General features: G+C 65.8%; 18 protein-coding genes. 16 read left to right on the top strand and 2 right to left on the bottom strand.

Annotation, left to right across the window (positions count from 1 at the left end; all coding sequences use genetic code 11):
• Positions 1-31 precede the first annotated feature (31 nt).
• The 10 genes from hemE (at position 32) to AAIO73_RS13050 (ending at position 10,646) form a co-directional block, all read left to right on the top strand.
• Complete coding sequence (gene hemE / locus AAIO73_RS13095) at positions 32-1,066, top strand: uroporphyrinogen decarboxylase (protein WP_345878870.1); 1,035 nt, start codon at positions 32-34, stop codon at positions 1,064-1,066.
• On the top strand, positions 1,063-1,518 hold the full coding sequence (locus AAIO73_RS13090) for a CopD family protein (protein WP_345878656.1): 456 nt from the start codon (positions 1,063-1,065) through the stop codon (positions 1,516-1,518). The genes hemE and AAIO73_RS13090 overlap by 4 nt, the downstream gene beginning before the upstream one ends.
• A gap of 141 nt (positions 1,519-1,659) precedes the next feature.
• Positions 1,660-2,916, top strand: a complete 1,257-nt coding sequence (rho, locus tag AAIO73_RS13085) for a transcription termination factor Rho (RefSeq protein WP_242118816.1) — start codon at positions 1,660-1,662, stop codon at positions 2,914-2,916.
• Positions 2,917-3,285: 369 nt separating this feature from the next.
• Complete coding sequence (locus tag AAIO73_RS13080) at positions 3,286-3,516, top strand: DUF6489 family protein (RefSeq protein WP_242118819.1); 231 nt, start codon at positions 3,286-3,288, stop codon at positions 3,514-3,516.
• On the top strand, positions 3,506-4,795 hold the full coding sequence (gene mnmE, locus AAIO73_RS13075; protein WP_345878655.1) for a tRNA uridine-5-carboxymethylaminomethyl(34) synthesis GTPase MnmE: 1,290 nt from the start codon (positions 3,506-3,508) through the stop codon (positions 4,793-4,795). The genes AAIO73_RS13080 and mnmE overlap by 11 nt, the downstream gene beginning before the upstream one ends.
• Before the next feature lie 21 nt (positions 4,796-4,816).
• Positions 4,817-6,643 carry a tRNA uridine-5-carboxymethylaminomethyl(34) synthesis enzyme MnmG gene (mnmG, locus tag AAIO73_RS13070; RefSeq protein WP_345878654.1) on the top strand — a complete coding sequence of 609 codons (1,827 nt, stop codon included), beginning with the start codon at positions 4,817-4,819 and terminating at the stop codon, positions 6,641-6,643.
• A complete protein-coding gene (gene rsmG / locus AAIO73_RS13065) occupies positions 6,640-7,260 on the top strand; it encodes a 16S rRNA (guanine(527)-N(7))-methyltransferase RsmG (RefSeq protein WP_345878653.1) in 621 nt (206 codons plus the stop codon). The genes mnmG and rsmG overlap by 4 nt, the downstream gene beginning before the upstream one ends.
• Positions 7,257-8,036 carry a ParA family protein gene (locus tag AAIO73_RS13060; RefSeq protein WP_056457743.1) on the top strand — a complete coding sequence of 260 codons (780 nt, stop codon included), beginning with the start codon at positions 7,257-7,259 and terminating at the stop codon, positions 8,034-8,036. The genes rsmG and AAIO73_RS13060 overlap by 4 nt, the downstream gene beginning before the upstream one ends.
• Positions 8,033-8,959 (top strand): ParB/RepB/Spo0J family partition protein, encoded by a 927-nt coding sequence (locus AAIO73_RS13055; protein WP_345878652.1) that lies wholly within the window; start codon positions 8,033-8,035, stop codon positions 8,957-8,959. The genes AAIO73_RS13060 and AAIO73_RS13055 overlap by 4 nt, the downstream gene beginning before the upstream one ends.
• 73 nt (positions 8,960-9,032) lie before the next feature.
• Entirely contained in the window at positions 9,033-10,646 is a 1,614-nt protein-coding gene (locus AAIO73_RS13050) for an ATP-binding protein (protein ID WP_345878651.1), read from the top strand.
• Here the strand turns inward: AAIO73_RS13050 and AAIO73_RS13045 are convergent, their stop codons facing one another.
• Entirely contained in the window at positions 10,647-12,098 is a 1,452-nt protein-coding gene (locus AAIO73_RS13045) for a M23 family metallopeptidase (protein ID WP_345878650.1), read from the bottom strand.
• A 199-nt stretch (positions 12,099-12,297) separates the two neighbouring features.
• Between AAIO73_RS13045 and AAIO73_RS13040 the strand changes: the two genes are divergently transcribed.
• The 6 genes from AAIO73_RS13040 to AAIO73_RS13015 all read left to right on the top strand — a co-directional run bounded on the left by AAIO73_RS13040 (position 12,298) and on the right by AAIO73_RS13015 (position 17,676).
• On the top strand, positions 12,298-14,805 hold the full coding sequence (locus AAIO73_RS13040) for a helicase-related protein (RefSeq protein WP_345878649.1): 2,508 nt from the start codon (positions 12,298-12,300) through the stop codon (positions 14,803-14,805).
• The gene (locus AAIO73_RS13035; RefSeq protein ID WP_345878648.1) at positions 14,805-15,128 is read left to right on the top strand and encodes an RNA-binding S4 domain-containing protein; all 324 of its coding nucleotides are present in this window, start codon (positions 14,805-14,807) and stop codon (positions 15,126-15,128) included. Before AAIO73_RS13040 ends, AAIO73_RS13035 begins: the two co-directional genes overlap by 1 nt.
• A gap of 39 nt (positions 15,129-15,167) precedes the next feature.
• Positions 15,168-15,506, top strand: coding sequence for a ferredoxin FdxA (fdxA, locus tag AAIO73_RS13030; protein WP_242118839.1), 339 nt, complete (start codon positions 15,168-15,170; stop codon positions 15,504-15,506).
• Between the two features lie 262 nt (positions 15,507-15,768).
• Positions 15,769-16,302, top strand: coding sequence for a CarD family transcriptional regulator (locus AAIO73_RS13025; RefSeq protein ID WP_345878647.1), 534 nt, complete (start codon positions 15,769-15,771; stop codon positions 16,300-16,302).
• 119 nt (positions 16,303-16,421) lie between these two features.
• Positions 16,422-17,117 (top strand): head GIN domain-containing protein, encoded by a 696-nt coding sequence (locus AAIO73_RS13020; protein ID WP_345878646.1) that lies wholly within the window; start codon positions 16,422-16,424, stop codon positions 17,115-17,117.
• A gap of 40 nt (positions 17,118-17,157) precedes the next feature.
• Positions 17,158-17,676 (top strand): GIN domain-containing protein, encoded by a 519-nt coding sequence (locus AAIO73_RS13015; RefSeq protein ID WP_345878645.1) that lies wholly within the window; start codon positions 17,158-17,160, stop codon positions 17,674-17,676.
• 160 nt (positions 17,677-17,836) lie between these two features.
• Here the strand turns inward: AAIO73_RS13015 and AAIO73_RS13010 are convergent, their stop codons facing one another.
• Complete coding sequence (locus tag AAIO73_RS13010; protein ID WP_345878644.1) at positions 17,837-18,925, bottom strand: alkene reductase; 1,089 nt, start codon at positions 18,923-18,925, stop codon at positions 17,837-17,839.
• Positions 18,926-18,984: the final 59 nt, after the last annotated feature.

Here is an 18,984-nt window from a genome sequence, read left to right as displayed (position 1 = left end):
GATTCTACTTCTTAGTAGAGGAGCGACGACGCTGACCCTTTCCCTCTCTCCGAAACCGCTTCTCCGAGTGCTTGCCGGCGAGAAGCTGTCGGTTCCGCCGATGTGGCTCATGCGACAGGCGGGGCGCTATCTGCCCGAGTATCGCGCATTGCGGGCCGAGAAGGGCGGGTTCCTCGATCTGGTGAACGATCCGGCAGCGGCGACCGAGGTGACGTTGCAACCGCTGCGCCGGTTCGCGTTCGACGGGGCGATCCTGTTCAGCGACATATTGATGGTGCCGAACGCGCTGGGACAGAAATTGTGGTTCGAGGCGGGTGAGGGGCCGCGCCTTGCGCCCGAGTTGCGGACGCGGGCGGCGATCGATGCGCTGGTGCCCGACGCGGCGATCCTCGACCCGGTCTATGCGACGGTGCGCGGGGTCGCGGCGGTATTGCCCGAAGCGACGACGTTCCTCGGCTTCGCCGGATCGGCTTGGACGGTCGCCACCTATATGATCGCCGGCAAGGGCAGCCGTGAGCAGGCCGAAGCGCGGCGCATGGCCTATGGCGATCCGGCGGCGGTGCAAGCGCTGATCGACCGGATCGTGGCCATGACGATCGACTATCTCGTCGGTCAGGTCGAGGCGGGCGTCGAGGCGGTGCAGTTGTTCGACAGCTGGTCGGGCAGCCTTGCCCCCGCCGAGTTCGAACGCTGGGTGATCGCGCCGACGGTGGCAATCGTCAAAGGGTTGCGGGTACGGGTCGATGTGCCGATCATCGGCTTTCCCAAGGGCGCGGGCGGCAAGCTTGCTGCCTATGCGCGCGAGACAGGGGTCGATGCGATCGGACTGGACGAGACGGTCGATCCGGTCTGGGCCAATCACGAACTGCCGATGGGTCTGCCGGTACAGGGCAATCTCGACCCGCTGCTGCTGATCGCCGGCGGCGAGGCGCTCGATGCCGGGGTCGACCGGGTGCTGGCGGCATTTGCCGACCGGCCGCATGTCTTCAACCTCGGCCATGGCATCCAGCAGGATACGCCGATCGCGCATGTCGAACGGCTGGTGGCGCGGGTGCGCGGGGCATGAGCGGGTTTCTCGGCGGCGCCTATTTGTGGATGAAGGCGGCGCATATCGTCTTCGTCATCTTCTGGATGGCGGGGTTGTTCATGCTCCCGCGCTATCTGGTGCATCATCAGGAGGGGTTGGACGATCCCGCCGAACCTCCACGTTGGATCCGGCGCGAGGCGCTGCTCAAGCGGATGATCCTGACCCCGGCGATGGTGATCGTATGGGTGCTGGGGCTGTTGCTCGCCGCCAATGTCGGGTTGTTCGACGGGGGCGCGGGGTTGGGCTGGCTGCATGCCAAGCTGTTGGTGGTGGTGTTGCTGAGCGGCTATCATGGCTGGGCAGTAGGTTATGCGAAGAAGCTCGCGGCCGGGCGGCCGACGCTGACGCCGAAGCAGTTGCGGCTGGCCAACGAACTGCCCGCGCTAGCGGCAATCGCAGCGGTCGTACTGGCGGTGGTGAAGCCGTTCTGAGCGGCGGTGCTTGACTTGACGCCAGCCGCGACCTAGGTCTTCCGACAGTGGCGCCCGGTCCTCGGTGCGCCCGTCCCAGCCGCTTGCGTCCGCCTTTCCTGCCGACCTTGCCTCCTATTCGCTGATCTGGACCACCCCCCGATGCATCTCAAAGACTTAAAGAAACACGCCCCCGCCGAACTGGTCTCGATGGCCGAAGAGCTGGGCGTCGAAGGCGCGTCGACGATGCGCAAGCAGGACCTGATGTTCGCGATCCTGAAGGCGCGCGCCGAAAATGGCGAGCAGATCATGGGCGTCGGCACGATCGAGGTGCTGCAGGACGGCTTCGGTTTCCTTCGTAGTCCGGAGGCCAATTATCTGGCCGGGCCGGACGATATCTATGTCTCGCCGAACCAGGTTCGCAAGCATGGGCTGCGCACCGGTGACACGGTCGAGGGCGAGGTGCGTGCGCCCAAGGATGGCGAGCGCTATTTCGCGCTGAGCAAGCTGGTCTCGGTCAATTTCGACGATCCTGACGCGGTCCGCCATCGGGTCAATTTCGACAATCTGACGCCGCTCTATCCCGAGCAGAAGCTGACGCTCGACCAGCTCGACCCGACGATCAAGGACAAGTCGGCGCGGGTGATCGACATCGTGTCGCCGCAAGGCAAGGGGCAGCGCACGCTGATCGTCGCGCCGCCGCGCGTCGGCAAGACCGTCATGTTGCAGAACATGGCGAAGGCGATCACCGACAATCATCCTGAAGTGTTCCTGATCGTCCTGCTGATCGACGAACGCCCGGAAGAAGTGACCGACATGCAGCGCAGCGTGAAGGGCGAGGTGATCTCTTCCACCTTCGACGAACCGGCGCAGCGCCACGTCCAGGTCGCCGAAATGGTGATTGAAAAGGCCAAGCGTCTGGTCGAGCACAAGAAGGACGTGGTGATCCTGCTCGACTCGATCACGCGTCTGGGCCGTGCCTACAACACGGTCGTGCCGTCGTCGGGCAAGGTGCTGACCGGCGGTGTGGACGCCAATGCGCTGCAGCGGCCGAAGCGCTTCTTCGGTGCCGCGCGTAACATCGAGGAAGGCGGGTCGCTGTCGATCATCGCCACCGCGCTGATCGATACCGGCAGCCGCATGGACGAAGTGATCTTCGAAGAGTTCAAGGGCACCGGCAACTCGGAAATCGTCCTCGACCGCAAGGTGGCGGACAAGCGTATCTTCCCGGCGCTCGATGTCGGCAAGTCGGGCACGCGCAAGGAAGAGCTGTTGGTCGACAAGACCAAGCTGTCGAAGATGTGGGTCCTGCGCCGCATCCTGATGCAGATGGGCACGATCGACGCGATGGAGTTCCTGCTCGACAAGATGAAGAATTCGAAGACCAACGAGGATTTCTTCGACAGCATGAACCAGTGATCGAATGCGGCAGGCAACGTGCCGTTGCCTGACACGCATCGATCCGGCCGGCGGGGCAGCGCCCCGACCGACGACGCGGGCTTCGCCCGCGTCCGCCACCAACGACCCGCCCGTCTTTTCAATAGGAGAAGGCGGGCGTTGTCTTATCCAGGGCCGATCGACATCCAACTCCCTGTACGCAGACGACTGCTTCACCCGGCATCGTCATTTTCGCGGAGGAGGGAGCCGAGCGCGCAAAGAGAACCCGCGCTATGCCGGGGTAACGGCAATGTGGCGCGATGACTCGCTATCGCACGGACAAGCCTTCGCTTATCGCCATCCACAGCTTTTCCGCCTATCGTGCCCATAAACCACATCGGGAAGGCTCCCATGAAAATCCACGTCGAAGTCGATTGCACCCCCGAGGAAGCGCGCCGCGCGATGGGCTTGCCCGACTTCACGCCGGTCCATGAACGCTATGTCGCGATGTTGACCGAGACGATGGAAAAGGGCGCCAGCCCCGAACTGCTCAACCAGTTGATGCAGAGCTGGGCACCGATGGGCGAGGCGGGCATGACCTTCTGGCGCAAGATGTTCGAGTCGGCGGGCCGTGGCGGCTGACACGATCTTCGCGGTGTCGAGCGGGCGTCCGCCCGCCGCCATCGCCGTGCTGCGAATTTCGGGGGTCGGCGCGATCGACGCGGCGACCCGCCTAGCAGGCAAGCTGCCGCCGCCCCGACGGGCAGGCGTGCGTGCGCTGCGTGATCCTGCGGATGGGCAATTGCTCGACCGTGCGCTGATACTCGTGTTTGCGGGACCGGCGACGGCGACCGGGGAAGATCTAGTCGAACTGCATCTGCACGGTGGACGGGCAGTGGTGGCTGCGGTCGAACGGGCCTTGGCGGCGATCGACGGGTTGCGTGCTGCCGAACCGGGAGAATTCACGCGGCGGGCCTTGACGCACGGCCGGATCGATCTGACCGAAGCCGAGGGTTTGGGCGACCTGTTATCGGCGGAGACCGATGCGCAGCGCCGCATGGCACTGGCCAATAGTGACGGGCGGCTGCGGCGGACGGTCGCCGACTGGAGCGCAGCTGCGACGCGGTTGTCGGCGATGGTCGAGGCGGTGCTCGATCACGCCGATGAAGACGATGTCGATGCCGGCGACGATGTGCTGAAGTCGGTCCGTCGCGAGGCGATCGCGCTGGCCGAGGCGATCACGGCGGTGCTGGCGGTACCCCCGGTCGAGCGGTTGCGCGACGGCATCCGGGTGGTGCTGGCCGGGCCGCCCAATGCCGGCAAGTCGACGCTGTTGAACGCGCTGGTCGGGCGCGAGGCAGCGATTGTCTCACCGCTGGCCGGCACGACGCGCGACGTGATCGAGATACCGGTGACTCGCAGCGGCATCGCATGGTTGTTCCTGGATACTGCCGGACTGCGCGCGGACAGCAGCGATCCGATCGAACGGATCGGGATCGATCGTGCGACCGGGTCGATCGCCACGGCGGATATCGTGCTGTGGCTGGGCGACGATCCTGCGCCGGTCGAGGCGATCGCGCTTTACCCACGTTACGACGTTCGCGACGACATCGCCGTTCCGGCAGACCGCATCGCCGTATCGGCGACGACCGGGCACGGCCTCGACCGGCTGTGGCAGTTGCTCGTCGATCGTGCGGCCACGTTGCTGCCCAAAGTCGACGACCTCTCGCTCAACCGGCGACAAGCGGCACATGCCGGTACTGCGGCGGCTGCGTTGATGCGTGCGAGCCAGCAACAGGACCCGCTGTTGCTGGCCGAAGAACTGCGCTATGGCGTGCAGGCATTCGCGGCATTGACCGGGATGCGCGCGACCGAGGCCGTCCTCGACGATCTATTTGGTCGCTTCTGTATCGGCAAATGATGTTCCACGTGGAACCTGTGCATGACCTTTGATGTGATAGTGATAGGTGGCGGCCATGCCGGCACCGAAGCGGCGTCGGCAGCGACGCGGCGCGGCGCGACGACGCTGCTGATCGATTTCGATCCAACGCGGATCGGGGCGATGTCGTGCAATCCCGCGATCGGCGGATTGGGCAAGGGGCATATCGTCCGCGAAATCGATGCGCTCGACGGGCTGATGGGGCGCGCGGCCGATGCAGCGGCGATCCATCACCGCATGCTGAACCGATCGAAGGGATCAGCGGTACAGGGACCGCGCGTACAGGCGGACCGTGTTCGCTATGCCGCGGCGGTTAGAACGTTGCTCGCTCATCCGAAGCTGACGGTGATGGCCGGCGATACCGTTGCGCTAATCGTCGAGGCTGGCCGAGTTCGGGGCGTCGAACTTGCCGACGGCACGACGATTGCTGGGCAGAGCATCGTTCTGGCAACCGGCACCTTCCTTGGCGGAACCATGTTCCGAGGCGAGGAACGGGAGATCGGTGGCCGGACCGGCGAACGCGCGGCGACCCGACTGGGAGCGCAGCTACGCGACCTGGGGCTGCCGATCGCGCGATTGAAGACCGGTACGCCACCACGGCTCGACGGGCGGACAATTGACTGGGCGGTGCTGCCCGAGCAGCCGTCCGATGCCGATATTTGGACGATGTCGCCGTTGTCCGATCCCGCGCAGCGGCTACCGCAACTGGCCTGTGCCATCGCGCGGACGACGGCGGAAACGCACGATATCATTCGCGCCGGGCTGGACCGGTCGCCGCTGTTCGGCGGTTCGATCGAAGGGCGGGGGCCGCGCTATTGTCCATCGATCGAAGACAAGGTGCATCGCTTCGGCGACCGCGACGGGCATCAGATCTTTCTCGAACCCGAAGGGCTCGACACGCATCTGGTCTATCCCAATGGCGTATCGACGTCGCTGCCGACCGATGTTCAGCTGGCGATGCTGCGCAGTGTCGCCGGTCTCGAACGGGTCGAGATCGTCACGCCCGGCTATGCGGTCGAGTATGATTATATTGACCCCCGCGCGTTGACGCCGACGCTGGCGCTGCGCGCGCTGGACGGACTGTATTTCGCCGGGCAGATCAACGGTACGACCGGATATGAGGAAGCCGGCGGGCAGGGGCTTGTCGCAGGGGCGAATGCGGCCGGTGCTGCGCTCGGGCTGGACCCGCTGATCCTGCCGCGCGAGTCGAGCTATATCGGGGTGATGATCGATGACCTGGTGTTGCAGGGCGTGTCCGAACCCTATCGGATGATGACTGCCCGCGCTGAATATCGACTGCATCTGCGATCGGACAATGCGGCGACCCGCCTCGGGGCGATCGGGGCGGCGGCGGGACTATTGTCGGTCGAACGCGTAGCGCAACAGGATGCCCGTGCCGCGCGTCGGGAAGCGTTGCGCGAGCGGCTTGCACAGCGTCACGTTGCGAATGTGCTGGCGACCAAAGGGGCGCCGGTGAATGGAACTGATACGCGCAGTGGCGCCGAATGGTTGTTGGTCGCTGGCATCGCGCCCGAGCATCTTGGCATTGCGGAAGACGACGACGTGCTGAGCGAACTGATCGAGGACGCACGCTATGCACCGTATCTGGAACGGCAGGCGGCGGAGCTGGCGGCCGCGCGGGTCGATCATGTCGATCTGGCGCCTAACTTCGCCTATCGCGCGGTGCCGGGGCTGTCGAACGAGATGGTCGAGCGGCTGACATTGGCAGCGCCGGAAACGCTGGCGGCGGCGGGACGGATCCAGGGCGTGACGCCTGCCGCGCTGGTGGCTATCCTGCTCCATCACCGGTCGGGCAAGCTGGCGGCATGATCGAAGCAGACGCGCGCGACTGGATCGAGTCGCGCTTCGGCAGCGAACGGACGGCGTTGCTGGCGCACTTTGCCGAGCGCATCGTCGCTGAAACCGCGCATCAGAATCTGATCGCGGCATCGACGGTCGATCATATCTGGGACCGGCATTTGCTCGATTCGGCGCAGCTGGTGCCGCTGACCGACGATGCCTCGCCCGGCGACTGGGTCGATATTGGGTCGGGTGCGGGTTTTCCGGGAATCGTCGCGGCGGTCCTGACCGATCGGCGGGTGGTGTTGGTCGAACCGCGCGCACGCCGGGCGACGTTGCTGACCGAAATGGCGCAAGCACTCGGCCTTACCAACGTCGTCGTGCATCAGGCGAAGATCGAGAAACTGGCTGCCGACCGTCCCGCCGCGATCATCAGCGCGCGTGCCGTCGCGAAACTTTCGGCGCTGTTCGCAATCGGCCATCGGCATAGCGACTCCGATACGATATGGGTGTTGCCGAAGGGACGTTCGGCTGCCGAAGAGGTCGCCGAAGCCGGCACCGAATGGGTCGGAACGTTCCACGTGGAACACAGCGTAACCGATCCGACCTCGTCGATCGTGGTCGCCAGGGGAGTGCGCCGAGCATGATTTGCATCGCCATCGCGAACCAGAAGGGGGGCGTCGGCAAGACCACTACCGCGATCAATGTGGGCACCGCACTCGCGGCGACCGGACTGGACGTACTGATCCTCGACCTCGATCCGCAGGGCAATGCCTCGACCGGGCTGGGTATCGGTCGCAACGATCGCGAATATTCGACCTATGACCTGCTGGTCGGTGACATGATGCTGAACGAGGCGGCCGTCGCGACGCGAGTGCCGCGGCTGTCGATCGTGCCGGCAACGGTCGACCTGTCGGGGGCCGAGATCGAACTGATTGAGTTCGAGGCGCGGACCCACCGGCTCGACCGGGTGGTTGAAGCGAGCGGCGGGAAATGGGACGTCATCCTGATCGACTGCCCGCCATCACTGGGGCTGTTGACGATCAACGCGATGGTCGCGAGCCATGCGCTGCTGGTGCCGCTGCAATGCGAGTTCTTTGCGCTGGAAGGATTGAGCCAGTTGCTGACCACCGTCGAGCGTATCCGCGGGCGGTTCAATCCGGGGCTTGCGATCCTCGGGGTAGTGCTGACGATGTATGACCGTCGCAATCGACTGACCGATCAAGTGTCGGACGATGTGCGCGCGGTGTTGGGGAAAGTAGTGTTCGATACGGTGATCCCGCGCAATGTCCGCCTGTCGGAGGCGCCGAGCCATGGCATGCCGGCGCTGATCTATGATTATCGCTGTGCCGGGTCGGAAGCCTATATCGCGCTAGCCCGCGAAGTGATCGCACGACTGCCCGGTCTGGCGGAGGCGGCATGAGCGAACAGGCTGCACCGCGTCGTCCCCGCGCCGGGGGATTGGGCCGGGGACTCAGTTCGCTCCTGGGCGAACCCGATGGCGAAGGATCGAGCCCGCGCGCGTCGAGCCCGCCCAGCGGCGTTCGGCAAATGCCCGTCACCGCGCTGTCGCCATTGCCCGGACAGCCGCGCCGCTTTTTCGATGAATCGGCCCTCGACGAACTGGCAGAGTCGATCGCGGCGCGCGGTGTCATTCAGCCGATCGTCGTACGACCGCATGGCAAGGGCTATCAGATCGTCGCGGGCGAACGCCGCTGGCGCGCGGCACAACGTGCGCGACTGCACGAAGTACCGGTGGTCGTTCGCGACTTCACCGATGCCGAGACGATGGAAATCGCGCTGGTCGAAAACATCCAGCGCCGCGACCTGACCGCCATCGAGGAGGCGGAGGGTTATCGCCGGCTGATCGACGAATTCGGCCATACGCAGGAAGCGTTGGCTAACCTCGTCGCCAAGTCGCGCAGCCACGTCACCAATTTGCTGCGCCTGCTCGAACTGCCCAAGCCGATTCAGGACATGGTCGGCGACCAACGGTTGAGCATGGGCCATGCCCGTGCGCTCATCAACGTGCCCGGCGCGGAGACGATTGCCGAGAAGGTCGTCGCCAAAGGGTTGTCGGTGCGCGATGCCGAGCGACTTGCGCGTAACGCCCGCGAACCGCGTGAGAGCAAGGCGCCACGTCCACCGCGTCCGGCGAACGAAGGCGGCGGCGGGGACGGTGCCAGCGATGCGGACCTGCGTGCGCTGGAGCGGCAGTTGGGCGACGTGCTCGGGCTGAAGGTCGATATCGTCTTCGGCGAGAAAGGCGGAACGATCACCGTCAACTACTCGACGCTCGGCCAGCTTGACATGGTTTGCCAAAGGTTGAGCGGCGAGCGGATCTGACACGCAAAATTTACGGTCCGCCAATATCTTGGCGGGCATGACGCTTCATACCCGCCCGCCATCGTCCGTTCCCATGGCGGCCGAATCGATCGATGCAGCGGGGCCGATCGGGGTCCTGCTCGATATCGCCGGCGCATCGAGTCGCCTGCTGCTCGACTTGCCGACGCTGCAGGCGCTGGCGAGCGACCCCGACGATCCGGCCGGACAGGTGGGGCAGGTAGGTTCGCTGGTGACGATGCAGGTCGGGCGGATGTGGATCGTCGCCGCCATCCGGTCGATCCGGCTGGGCGATGACGGTATCAATCTGGTCGCCGATGTCGACCTGATGGGAGAAGCCTATCAGCCCGAGCCGACGCAGGGGCTGCGCGGCTTTCGACGTGGCGTGACGCGCTATCCTCTGCCGGGAAGTCCGGTCTATCCGGTGACGCGCGACGCGCTGCGACAAATCTATGCAAAGCAGGACCGGCCGCACATCACCGTCGGCCATGTTCATATGGCGCCCGATATGCATGCCGCCCTGTATGTCGATGCACTGCTTGGCAAGCATTTCGCGCTGGTCGGATCGACCGGCACCGGCAAGTCGACCTCTGCAGCATTGATCCTGCACCGTATCTGCGAAGCCAGTCCGCATGGACATATCGTGGTGATCGACCCGCACGGCGAATATGGCGCGGCGTTCGTCGGTACCGGCGAACTGCTCGATGTGACCAACCTTCAGCTTCCCTATTGGCTGCTCAATTTTCAGGAACATTGCGATATCCTGCTGTCCCCCGGCGGCGCGGCGCGGCAGGTGGAGGCGGATATCCTTGCCCGTTGCCTGCTCGCCGCCAAGAGCAAGAGCCGCATGGCGCAGGAGGTCGCGCGGCTGACCGTCGACACCCCGATCCCCTACCTGCTGACCGACCTGTCGAACATCGTTCAGGCGGAAATGGCACGGCTCGACCGTGCCAGCGACAATGCACCGTTCCTGCGGCTGAAGGCCCGGATCGAGGAACTGCGCGGCGATCCCCGCTACAGCTTCATGTTTTCGGGCATGCTCGTCGCCGACACGATGGCGGCGTTCGTCAAGCGCGTGTTTCGTTTGCCGGCGCAGGGCAAGCCGATCTCGATCATCGACGTGTCGGGTGTGCCGTCCGAAATCACGTCGGTCGTGGTCGCGGTGCTAAGCCGGCTGGTGTTCGATTTCGCGCTTTGGTCGCGCGGCGAAGCGTCCCGACCCGTGCTACTCGTTTGCGAGGAAGCGCATCGGTACGTGCCGAACGAACGGTCGGGGACCAATTCGGCGGCGGCGAACATTCTCAGCCGGATTGCGAAGGAGGGGCGCAAATATGGCGTGTCGCTGGGGCTGATCACGCAGCGGCCGTCCGATCTTGCCGAAGGGGTGTTGTCGCAATGCGGCACGATCCTGACCATGCGGCTCAACAACGAACGCGATCAGGCGTTCGTGCGTGCGGCGATGCCCGAAGACGCGCGCGGCTTTCTCGACTCGATCCCGGCGCTGCGCAACCGCGAATGCATCATCGTCGGCGAAGGGGTGACGACGCCGATCCGGGTCGCGTTCGATCCGCTGGAGGCCGAACGTTGCCCGGCATCGGGTTCGCCGTCGTTCACATCGCTGTGGCAGGAATCGGGGGGCGAGGAGGCGATGGTCGAGCGTACCATCCGCCGTTGGCGGACGGGACGCTGATTAGCGGGCGGTGACGCCCATCAGGCGACCGACCAGCGCCCGGAAACGTCCGAGTTCCTCCCCCTGCAACCGCTGCACCGTCGCGAAGGGGACCGAGCGCGGATTGACCGCCACGCCGTTCTTCCACAATTCGTAATGAAGATGCGGCCCGGTCGACAGACCGGTCGACCCGACATAGCCGATCACCTGACCGCGGGCGACGCGGGTACCGGGCGCGACGACGATCCGGCTCATATGGCCATAGCCGGTGGCGAGGCCGCCGCCATGGTCGAGCTTCACGAAATTGCCATAGCCGCCATGGCGTCCGGCGATCGTGACGCGACCATCGGTAGTGGCGCGGATCGGACTGCCATAGGCGGCGGCGAAGTCCATGCCCTTGTGCAGGCGTTTGAAGCCGAGCACCGGATGGACGCGCCAGCCGAAATTTGAGGAAATGCGCGCGGCGACCGGCCAGATCATCGATCCCTTGCGCTCGCCCACGCCCTTGGGATCGAGCCATTCGGTGCGGCTGCCATCCTGCCAGCGGACGAGCCGGACGTCCCGGCGCCCTTCTAGCCCGGCATAGAGGAGCTGGCCGAGCTGCACCTCGCCGGTGGCCGCGCGGGCCTGTTCGACGATCAGGTCAAAACGATCATCCTGTCCGACCTGTCCCATCGGCACGAGGCCGGAGACGGTGCGGATATAGGATTCGACGGCTTTGGCCGGCGCACCGGCGGCGCGCGCGGCACGGTACAGGCTGGCACCGACGCGCCCCTGGATACGCAACGGGGTATGGTCGATGGCGATCGGCCGCGCATCGAGGCGCAAGGTGCCGCCTTCACGGACGACTTCGAGTGCCAGATCGAATTTCGCGCGGAAGGCGAGTCGTTCGAGCGGGCGCGGCAGGCTCGGCGTCTCGCGTCGTCCGAGCGTGACGTCGAGCCGGGTGCCGGGCATCAGTTCGGCGGGATCGACGCGGCTGGCGATCATTGCCGCGACGTGCTGCGCTTCGCTCACGCCGACGCCGGTGCGCTGCAATGCGCCGGCCACGCCGCTGCCGAGCGTCGCGGTCGCTTCCACGATCGGCCGTTCGGGGGTGTTGGCCAGCGGGCGGACCCGCGACGTCGCAGCAAGGCGCATGCCGCTCGTGCCGCCGAGCGCGCTGGCGCCGAAGGAGAGGCTGCGCGCCTCGTCGAGTGCGCTGCCGTCGAGTGCGGCGGGGACGGCGCTGTAGATCGGTCGGTCGAAGCCGGGTGACAGCATCCACACCGTACCGCAAAGGGCAATGCAGGTGGCGAGACCCCGCCACCAGTCGCGCGATCCGATGTCGGCGCCGAGGTCAGGGGTCCAGTCGAACGAGTCGATCCGCCTGCGCCATGCGGCTGCGGGGGCGGCGATGACCGGCGCACGACCGAAGCGCAGCGCGCTGGTGCCGCCGGCGAGTTCCAGTCCTTCATCGGTACGCAGGAACACCTGTAGCCCCCAGTTTCGGCCGCCCGACCCGGCCCGTTCCGATCCCCCTGTGAAGCCAAAGATTTAAAGTCAAATGAACCGTTGGCTGGACAGGCGGTGGCTGCGACAAGGCGTGGTCGGTCAGCGCCGGGACGAAAGCGGATTGCGGAACCGTCGAAAGCCGTTGCGTCATGCCACGACAGTCCCGATGTTAAAGGAGATGAGCCAGTTCGCGCGTAGCCCGGTCACTGCTGTGCTGGGGCCGACCAATACCGGCAAGACCTATCTCGCGATCGAGCGGATGTGCGGTCATGCGTCGGGGATGATCGGATTTCCGCTGCGGCTGCTGGCGCGCGAGAATTACGACCGGGTCGTCGCGCTGAAGGGCGTCGAGAATGTCGCGCTGGTCACGGGCGAGGAACGCATCGTCCCGCCCAAGGCGCGTTGGTTCCTGTGTACCGCCGAATCGATGCCGCTGGAGCGCGAAACGGCCTTCGTCGCGCTCGACGAAGCACAGTTGGGTGCCGATCCTGAGCGTGGCCATGTCTTCACCGACCGGTTGCTGCGCGCACGGGGGCGCGAGGAGACGATGATCCTCGGTTCCGATTCGCTGCGGCCGATGGTCCGGGCGCTGGTCAAGGATGCCGAGATCATTTCGCGCCCGCGTTTCTCGACGCTGAGCTATGCCGGCGCGCGGAAACTATCGCGCCTGCCACGCCGGTCGGCGATCGTCGCCTTTTCTTCGGAAGAGGTCTATGCCGTGGCCGAGGCGATCCGCCGCATGCGCGGCGGGGCGGCGGTGGTCATGGGCGCATTGTCGCCACGGACCCGCAACGCACAGGTCGAGATGTTCCAGTCAGGCGAGGTCGATTACCTCGTCGCGACCGATGCGATCGGCATGGGGCTGAACCTCGATGTCGCGCATGTCGCCTTCGCCTCGTTGCGCAAGTTCGACGGGCGGCGGCAGCGGCGGCTGACCATCGCGGAGATGGCGCAGATCGCGGGGCGGGCGGGCCGCCATCACCGCGACGGAACGTTCGGCGCGCTGGTCGAAGAAGGGCCGAACGCCTTCACCCCCGAAGAGGTGATCGCGATCGAGGGGCATCATGTGCCCCCGCTCGAGCGGCTTTACTGGCGGCGCGGCGAACCCGATTTCTCCAGCCTCGATGCGCTGATCGACAGCCTGTCCGAACGGCCGACCGATCCGGTACTGACCGCCGCGCCCGAGGCGATCGATCTGATCGTGCTGAAACGGCTTGCCGAAGAAGATTGGGTAAGGGCGCGAACCCGCTCGCCGGTCATGGTCCGCCGACTCTGGGCGGCGTGCGGGGTGCCCGATTTCCGCAAGCTCGGCCCCGATCCGCATAGCCGCTTCGTCGGGCGCATCTTCGGCCATCTCAGCGAGGGGGCGGGGCATATCCCGCACCAATGGTTCGCCGACGAATTGCAGCGGCTCGATCAAATGAACGGCGATGTCGAGACGATCGCGGGGCGAATCGCGGCGGCGCGCAGCTGGGCCTATATCGCCCATCGCGCCGACTGGCTGCTCGACCCCGAACATTGGGCGGCCCGCACCCGGGGTGTCGAGGAGAAGCTGTCGGATGCGCTGCACGACCGGTTGCGCCAACGCTTCGTCGACCAGCGAACGACCTTGCTGCTCCGGCGGATCGGTGCGGGTGCCGCCGACCTGCCGGTCGATGTCGCCGTCGATGGTGCGGTCAGCGTCGATGGCCACCTTCTCGGCCGGCTGACCGGGTTCCGGTTCGAAGTGTCGCCGGACACCAGGGTCGCCGACAAACGACTGTTGATCGCTGCCGCCGAAAAGGGGCTGGCCGCCGAACTGCGCAAGCGGGGTGCCGAACTGACGGTCGCGGGCGACGCCGAACTGGCGCTGGTCGCGGAACCCCGCATGGCGCCGGTGCTGACGTGGAACGGGCTGGAGGTGGCGACGCTGACCGGCGGGACGACGCTCGACCGACCGGTGGTTACCCTCGACCGCAGCCTGCAGGTGCTCGATCGCGCGGCGCAGGGGCAGGTACGCGATCGGCTGGCGGCATGGATCCAGGCTGAGCTTACGAAGCGCGCCCCGACGCTGGGCGCGCTTGCAGCGCTGGCTCGCGATCCGGCGGCGAGCGGGGCGTTGCGCGCGGTGGCGGCGGCGCTGACCGAAGTTGGCGGCATCGCGCCCCGCGACGGGTTCGAGGCGATGCTGATTCCCTTGACTGGTGACGACCGGCGACGGTTGCGTAAGGCGGGGGTAGCGATCGGGGCGCTCGACCTGTTCGACGCACGTTTGTTCAAACCGGCTGCGGCGCGGTGGCGGGCGGCATTGCTGGCCGCCCGCGACGGCCACGCGATCGAACCGCTCGCCCCCAATGCGGCGACGGTGTTGCCGGCGGGGCAGGGGGCATGGGGCTATCGTCGCTTCGGTCCGCAGGCGGTGCGCGTCGATCTGATCGAACGGCTCGCGCGTGCCGCGCATGATGCGCGACAGGGCAATGCGCCGTTCGCGCCCGATCCGGCGCTGGCGACCTCGATCGGACTGAAGGCGGAGACGATCGCCCGGATGATGGCGCATCTCGGCTTTCGCCCGATCGCCGGCGAAGGCGACGCGCCGCAATGGCGCTGGCATCCGCCGCGTCGGCGCGGTCCACCGTCAGTCCAGCCGCCTCGACCGCGTCCGGGCAATGCCTTCGCCGCGCTCGCCGACATCGAGTTTCGCCGTTGATGGCGACGCCGGCCGCCGAGCATGTGCCGCAAGTGCGGTTGGACATGTTCCTGTGGTATGCTCGTTTCGCCAAGACACGCAGCGCGGCGCAGGCAATTGCGATCAAGGGTCTGTTGCGAATCGACGGGCGTCGCATCGATCGCGCCCATTGCCCGGTCCGGGTCGGCATGGTCATCGCCTTTCCCCACAATGGCCGGGTGCAGATCCTGCGGGTCGACGCATTGCCGCATCGACGCGGACCACCCGTCGAAGCGGCGGCACTCTACACCCGGCTGGAACCGACGGGTGCCGCCCCCGTTGACGGAGGCGAAGACCCGGCATAACGCGGGTTCGATTCGATTTTCCCGGAGCTTGTTCGACCCATGACCTACGTCGTCACCGACGCCTGCATCCGCTGCAAATATATGGACTGCGTCGAAGTGTGCCCGGTCGACTGCTTCTATGAGGGCGAGAACATGCTCGTCATCAATCCCAGCGAATGCATCGACTGCGGCGTCTGCGAACCCGAATGTCCGGCCGAAGCGATCCTGCCCGACACGGAAAGCGGGCTGGAACAGTGGCTCGAGCTGAACAATACCTATTCGGCGCAGTGGCCTAACGTCACCCGCAACGCCAACCAGACCCCGCCCGACGCCGACAAGTGGAAGGGTGTCGAGAACAAGATCGAGCATTTCTCGCCCGAACCCGGCGCGGGCGACTGATCGATCGGCCGGTTCGATCGGCTGTCCCAAATCGTTTCACGTGGAACCACGGCCGGTCCGCACATGCGGTTCCGGCCGCGTGGCTTTGCACTGGTAATTTTCTTACCAAGATGTTATAGACTGACGAGACGGAGGCAAAATTTTCATGCCCCGCCCGGAGATCACCTTTAGCAACGTTCCTTGACCACCCTGCCAGCCGCCGTTCGAACAGCGATTGGCGGAGGACGATGGCATCGGAACGACGACCACGGAAAGGTTACCAATGGCTGCCAAGGCATTGTCCTTCGATGTCGGCGATTATGTCGTTTACCCCAAGCACGGCGTCGGCCGTGTGATCGAACTCCAGCGTAGCGAAATCGCTGGCATGCAACTCGAACTCTATGTGCTGCGCTTCGAAAAGGAGCGGATGACCCTGCGCGTTCCGACCAACAAGGCGGAAAGTGTCGGCATGCGCAAGCTGTCGTCGGACAAGACGATGCGCGAGGCGATGGAGACGCTGAAGGGCAAGCCCAAGGTCAAGCGGACCATGTGGTCGCGCCGTGCGCAGGAATATGAAGCGAAGATCAATTCGGGCGACCTGGTGTCGATCGCCGAAGTGGTCCGCGACCTGTTCCGTGCCGACGACCAGCCCGAGCAGAGCTATTCCGAACGCCAGATCTTCGAAGCGGCGGCCAGCCGCCTCGCCCGCGAACTTGCGGCGATGGAACAGGTCGACGAGCCGAAGGCACTGGAGCGGATCATCGAGATCTTACGCGATGCCGCCGCGGTCTATAACAAGGAAAAGACCGCGGCCTGAACGGTCGATCGGTCCGATCGAACAGGGGGCGGCCGGCAACGGTCGCCCCTTTCTCGTTGGTCGTACTGGCACATCGATCCGCCTTGGTGTATCGCATCACCAATACACAGGAGATGACGATGCGGTGGATGCTGGCAGCGACGTTGGGACTGGCGGCCTGTAGTGCAGGCGATAAGGGCGAGCGGGATGCGCCGCCGAGCAACGATGCCGCCCTGCGCGACTTTACCGGCGTGACATTGTCGAGCAGCGATGCGGTCGAGATCGTTCAGGGACCAGCCTTCGCCGTACGGGTCGAGGGGACCAAGGCCGCAACGGAGGGCCTAGAGATCCGTCGTGACGGCGACATGCTGAAGATTGGCCGAAAGAGCGACACTTTCTGGGGCAAAGGCGATGACGGTGCGCGCATCCGCGTCACCATGCCGACCATCGCTGCGGCGGCGCTGGCCGGATCGGGCGATATCAGTATCGATCGGACCGGCGAAAACTTTGCCGCTACCCTGAGCGGATCGGGCGACATGACGATCGGCCAGTTGCGCGGCGACCGCGCCGCGTTGAGCGTTACCGGTACCGGTACGATCGCCGCGGCAGGCGCGGTACGCCATTTGACGCTGTCGGTGGCGGGCACCGGCGATATCGACGCGAAACAGGTCAAGGCCGGCGAAGCAACCGTATCGATCGCGGGGACGGGCGATATCAGCGCCGATATTAATGGCCCAGCCGACGTGTCGTTGGTCGGCGCCGGATCAGCCACGCTTGGCCCCGATGCGCGCTGCGTAGTGAACCGGGTGGGTACCGGCACCGTCGATTGCGGCTGACCGACTTGCCCGTCTGGCGGCGGTGCAGGATATAGGTTGCATGTTCGCCACCCTGATCGCGCTCGCACTGGCGGCACCGGCTTTCCCGCCTGCCGAAAAGCGCCTGATGCTGACCGGATATGATCGCATCCGCGTCGACGGCCCTTTCACCGTGCGGGTCATGGCGGAGCCGTCCGCGACCAACCGGATCGTCGGAGAGCCGGCAGCGATCGCGACGGTACAGGTCCGTGTCGAGGGGCAGACGCTGGTCGTCGTGCCGGCACGCGACGATCGGGGACGACCGATCGTCGCCACCGGCGCGGCGCCGGTGATCGAGCTACGCAACGACCGACTTGCCGCCGTGGCGCTGCGCGGGGCGGGTAGTATCGAGGTCGAGCGGACCACCGCCGCCCGCGTCGATCTGGCGCTGACCGGCGACGGCATGATTCGCATCGGATCGCTCGGCAGTGGATCGGTCCAGGCGACGCTGATCGGTGCCGGAACGATCGCCTTGGCGGGCAAAAGCGGGCAGGGCCGCTTCACGATCAACGGCCCGGGTACGATCGACGCCGATGCCTGACGATCGATGCGTTGCAGGTTCGCAGCGAAGGAAGCGGCGGCGGGCGCTACCGCGCGCGCTACACCGCCGAGGTGACCGCGACGGGGGGGCGGCGCGGTCACCGTCGCGGGATCGCCGCAATGCCGCAAGCGCGGCACCGCAACGATCCGTTGCGGCTGAATTACGCTGCTTCGCGCTCCAGCATCGGATAGTCGGTATAGCCTTCCGGCCCGCGCGAATACCACGTCGCCATATTGTCGGCATTGAGCTCGGCCCCGGTCTGCAACCGCTGCGGCAGGTCGGGATTGGCGAGGAACGGCCGGCCAAAGGCGATGGCGTCGGCAATGCCGGCATCGAGTTCGGCCTGCGCAGTGTCGCCGCGATAATCCTGGTTCAGCACCAGCGGACCGGCAAAGACTTTGCGAATCTCGGGCGACACGCGCGGCTGGGTCGCGCTGCCGAAGGTACCATTGGGGCCGGGTTCGCGCAGTTCGAGGAAGGCGATGCCCTTGTCCGACAGCAGCTTCGCGGCGGGCGCGAACACCGACGCCGGATCGCTGTCGATCACCCCCTGCGTATCGCCATTGGGCGAGAAGCGCACCGAAGTCCGGCCGGCACCGACTTCGGCGATCAGCCGGTCGACGACTTCGCCCAGCAGCCGGATGCGGTTTTCGGGCGATCCGCCATAGGCGTCGTCGCGATGGTTGACCCCGTCACGCAGGAACTGGTCGATCAGATAGCCATTGGCGGCGTGCAACTGCACGCCATCGAACCCGGCGGCCTTGGCATTGCGCGCGGCGCGCGAATAATCGTCGAGCACCCGGGCGATATCGTCGAGCGTCGCGGCGCGCGCGGCCTCGTACGGCTTCTTCCCGTCATAGGTATGCGCCTGTCCCGGTGCGGTCGTCGCCGACGAGGAGAGCGGGGCCTCACCGCCCAGAAAGTCGGGATGCACCACCCGGCCCATATGCCATAGCTGGGTGACGATCCGGCCGCCGGCGCGGTGGACGGCGTCGGTCACTGGCTTCCACGCCTCGACCTGCTCGTCGGTCCACAGCCCCGGCGCGAACGGCCAGCCCAGCCCTTCGCGACTGATCCCGGTTCCTTCAGAGATCAGCAGCCCCGCCGATGCACGCTGCGCATAATAATCGGCCATGATCGCGGTCGGCACATGCTCGCGCGTGGCCCGACCACGGGTCAGCGGCGCCATCAACACACGGTTGGGCGCTTCGATATCCCCCAGCGTGATCGGATCGAACAGGGTCGGCATAGGGTAAACTCCACGAAACTTTGAATTCAGGCGACGCCAGAAAGATAGGGCGGTAGGGG

Origin of the sequence: Sphingomonas epibiotica, assembly GCF_039615155.1 — a bacterium.
Taxonomy (GTDB): domain Bacteria; phylum Pseudomonadota; class Alphaproteobacteria; order Sphingomonadales; family Sphingomonadaceae; genus Sphingomonas.
This window is presented reverse-complemented; position numbering and strand designations above follow the sequence as displayed.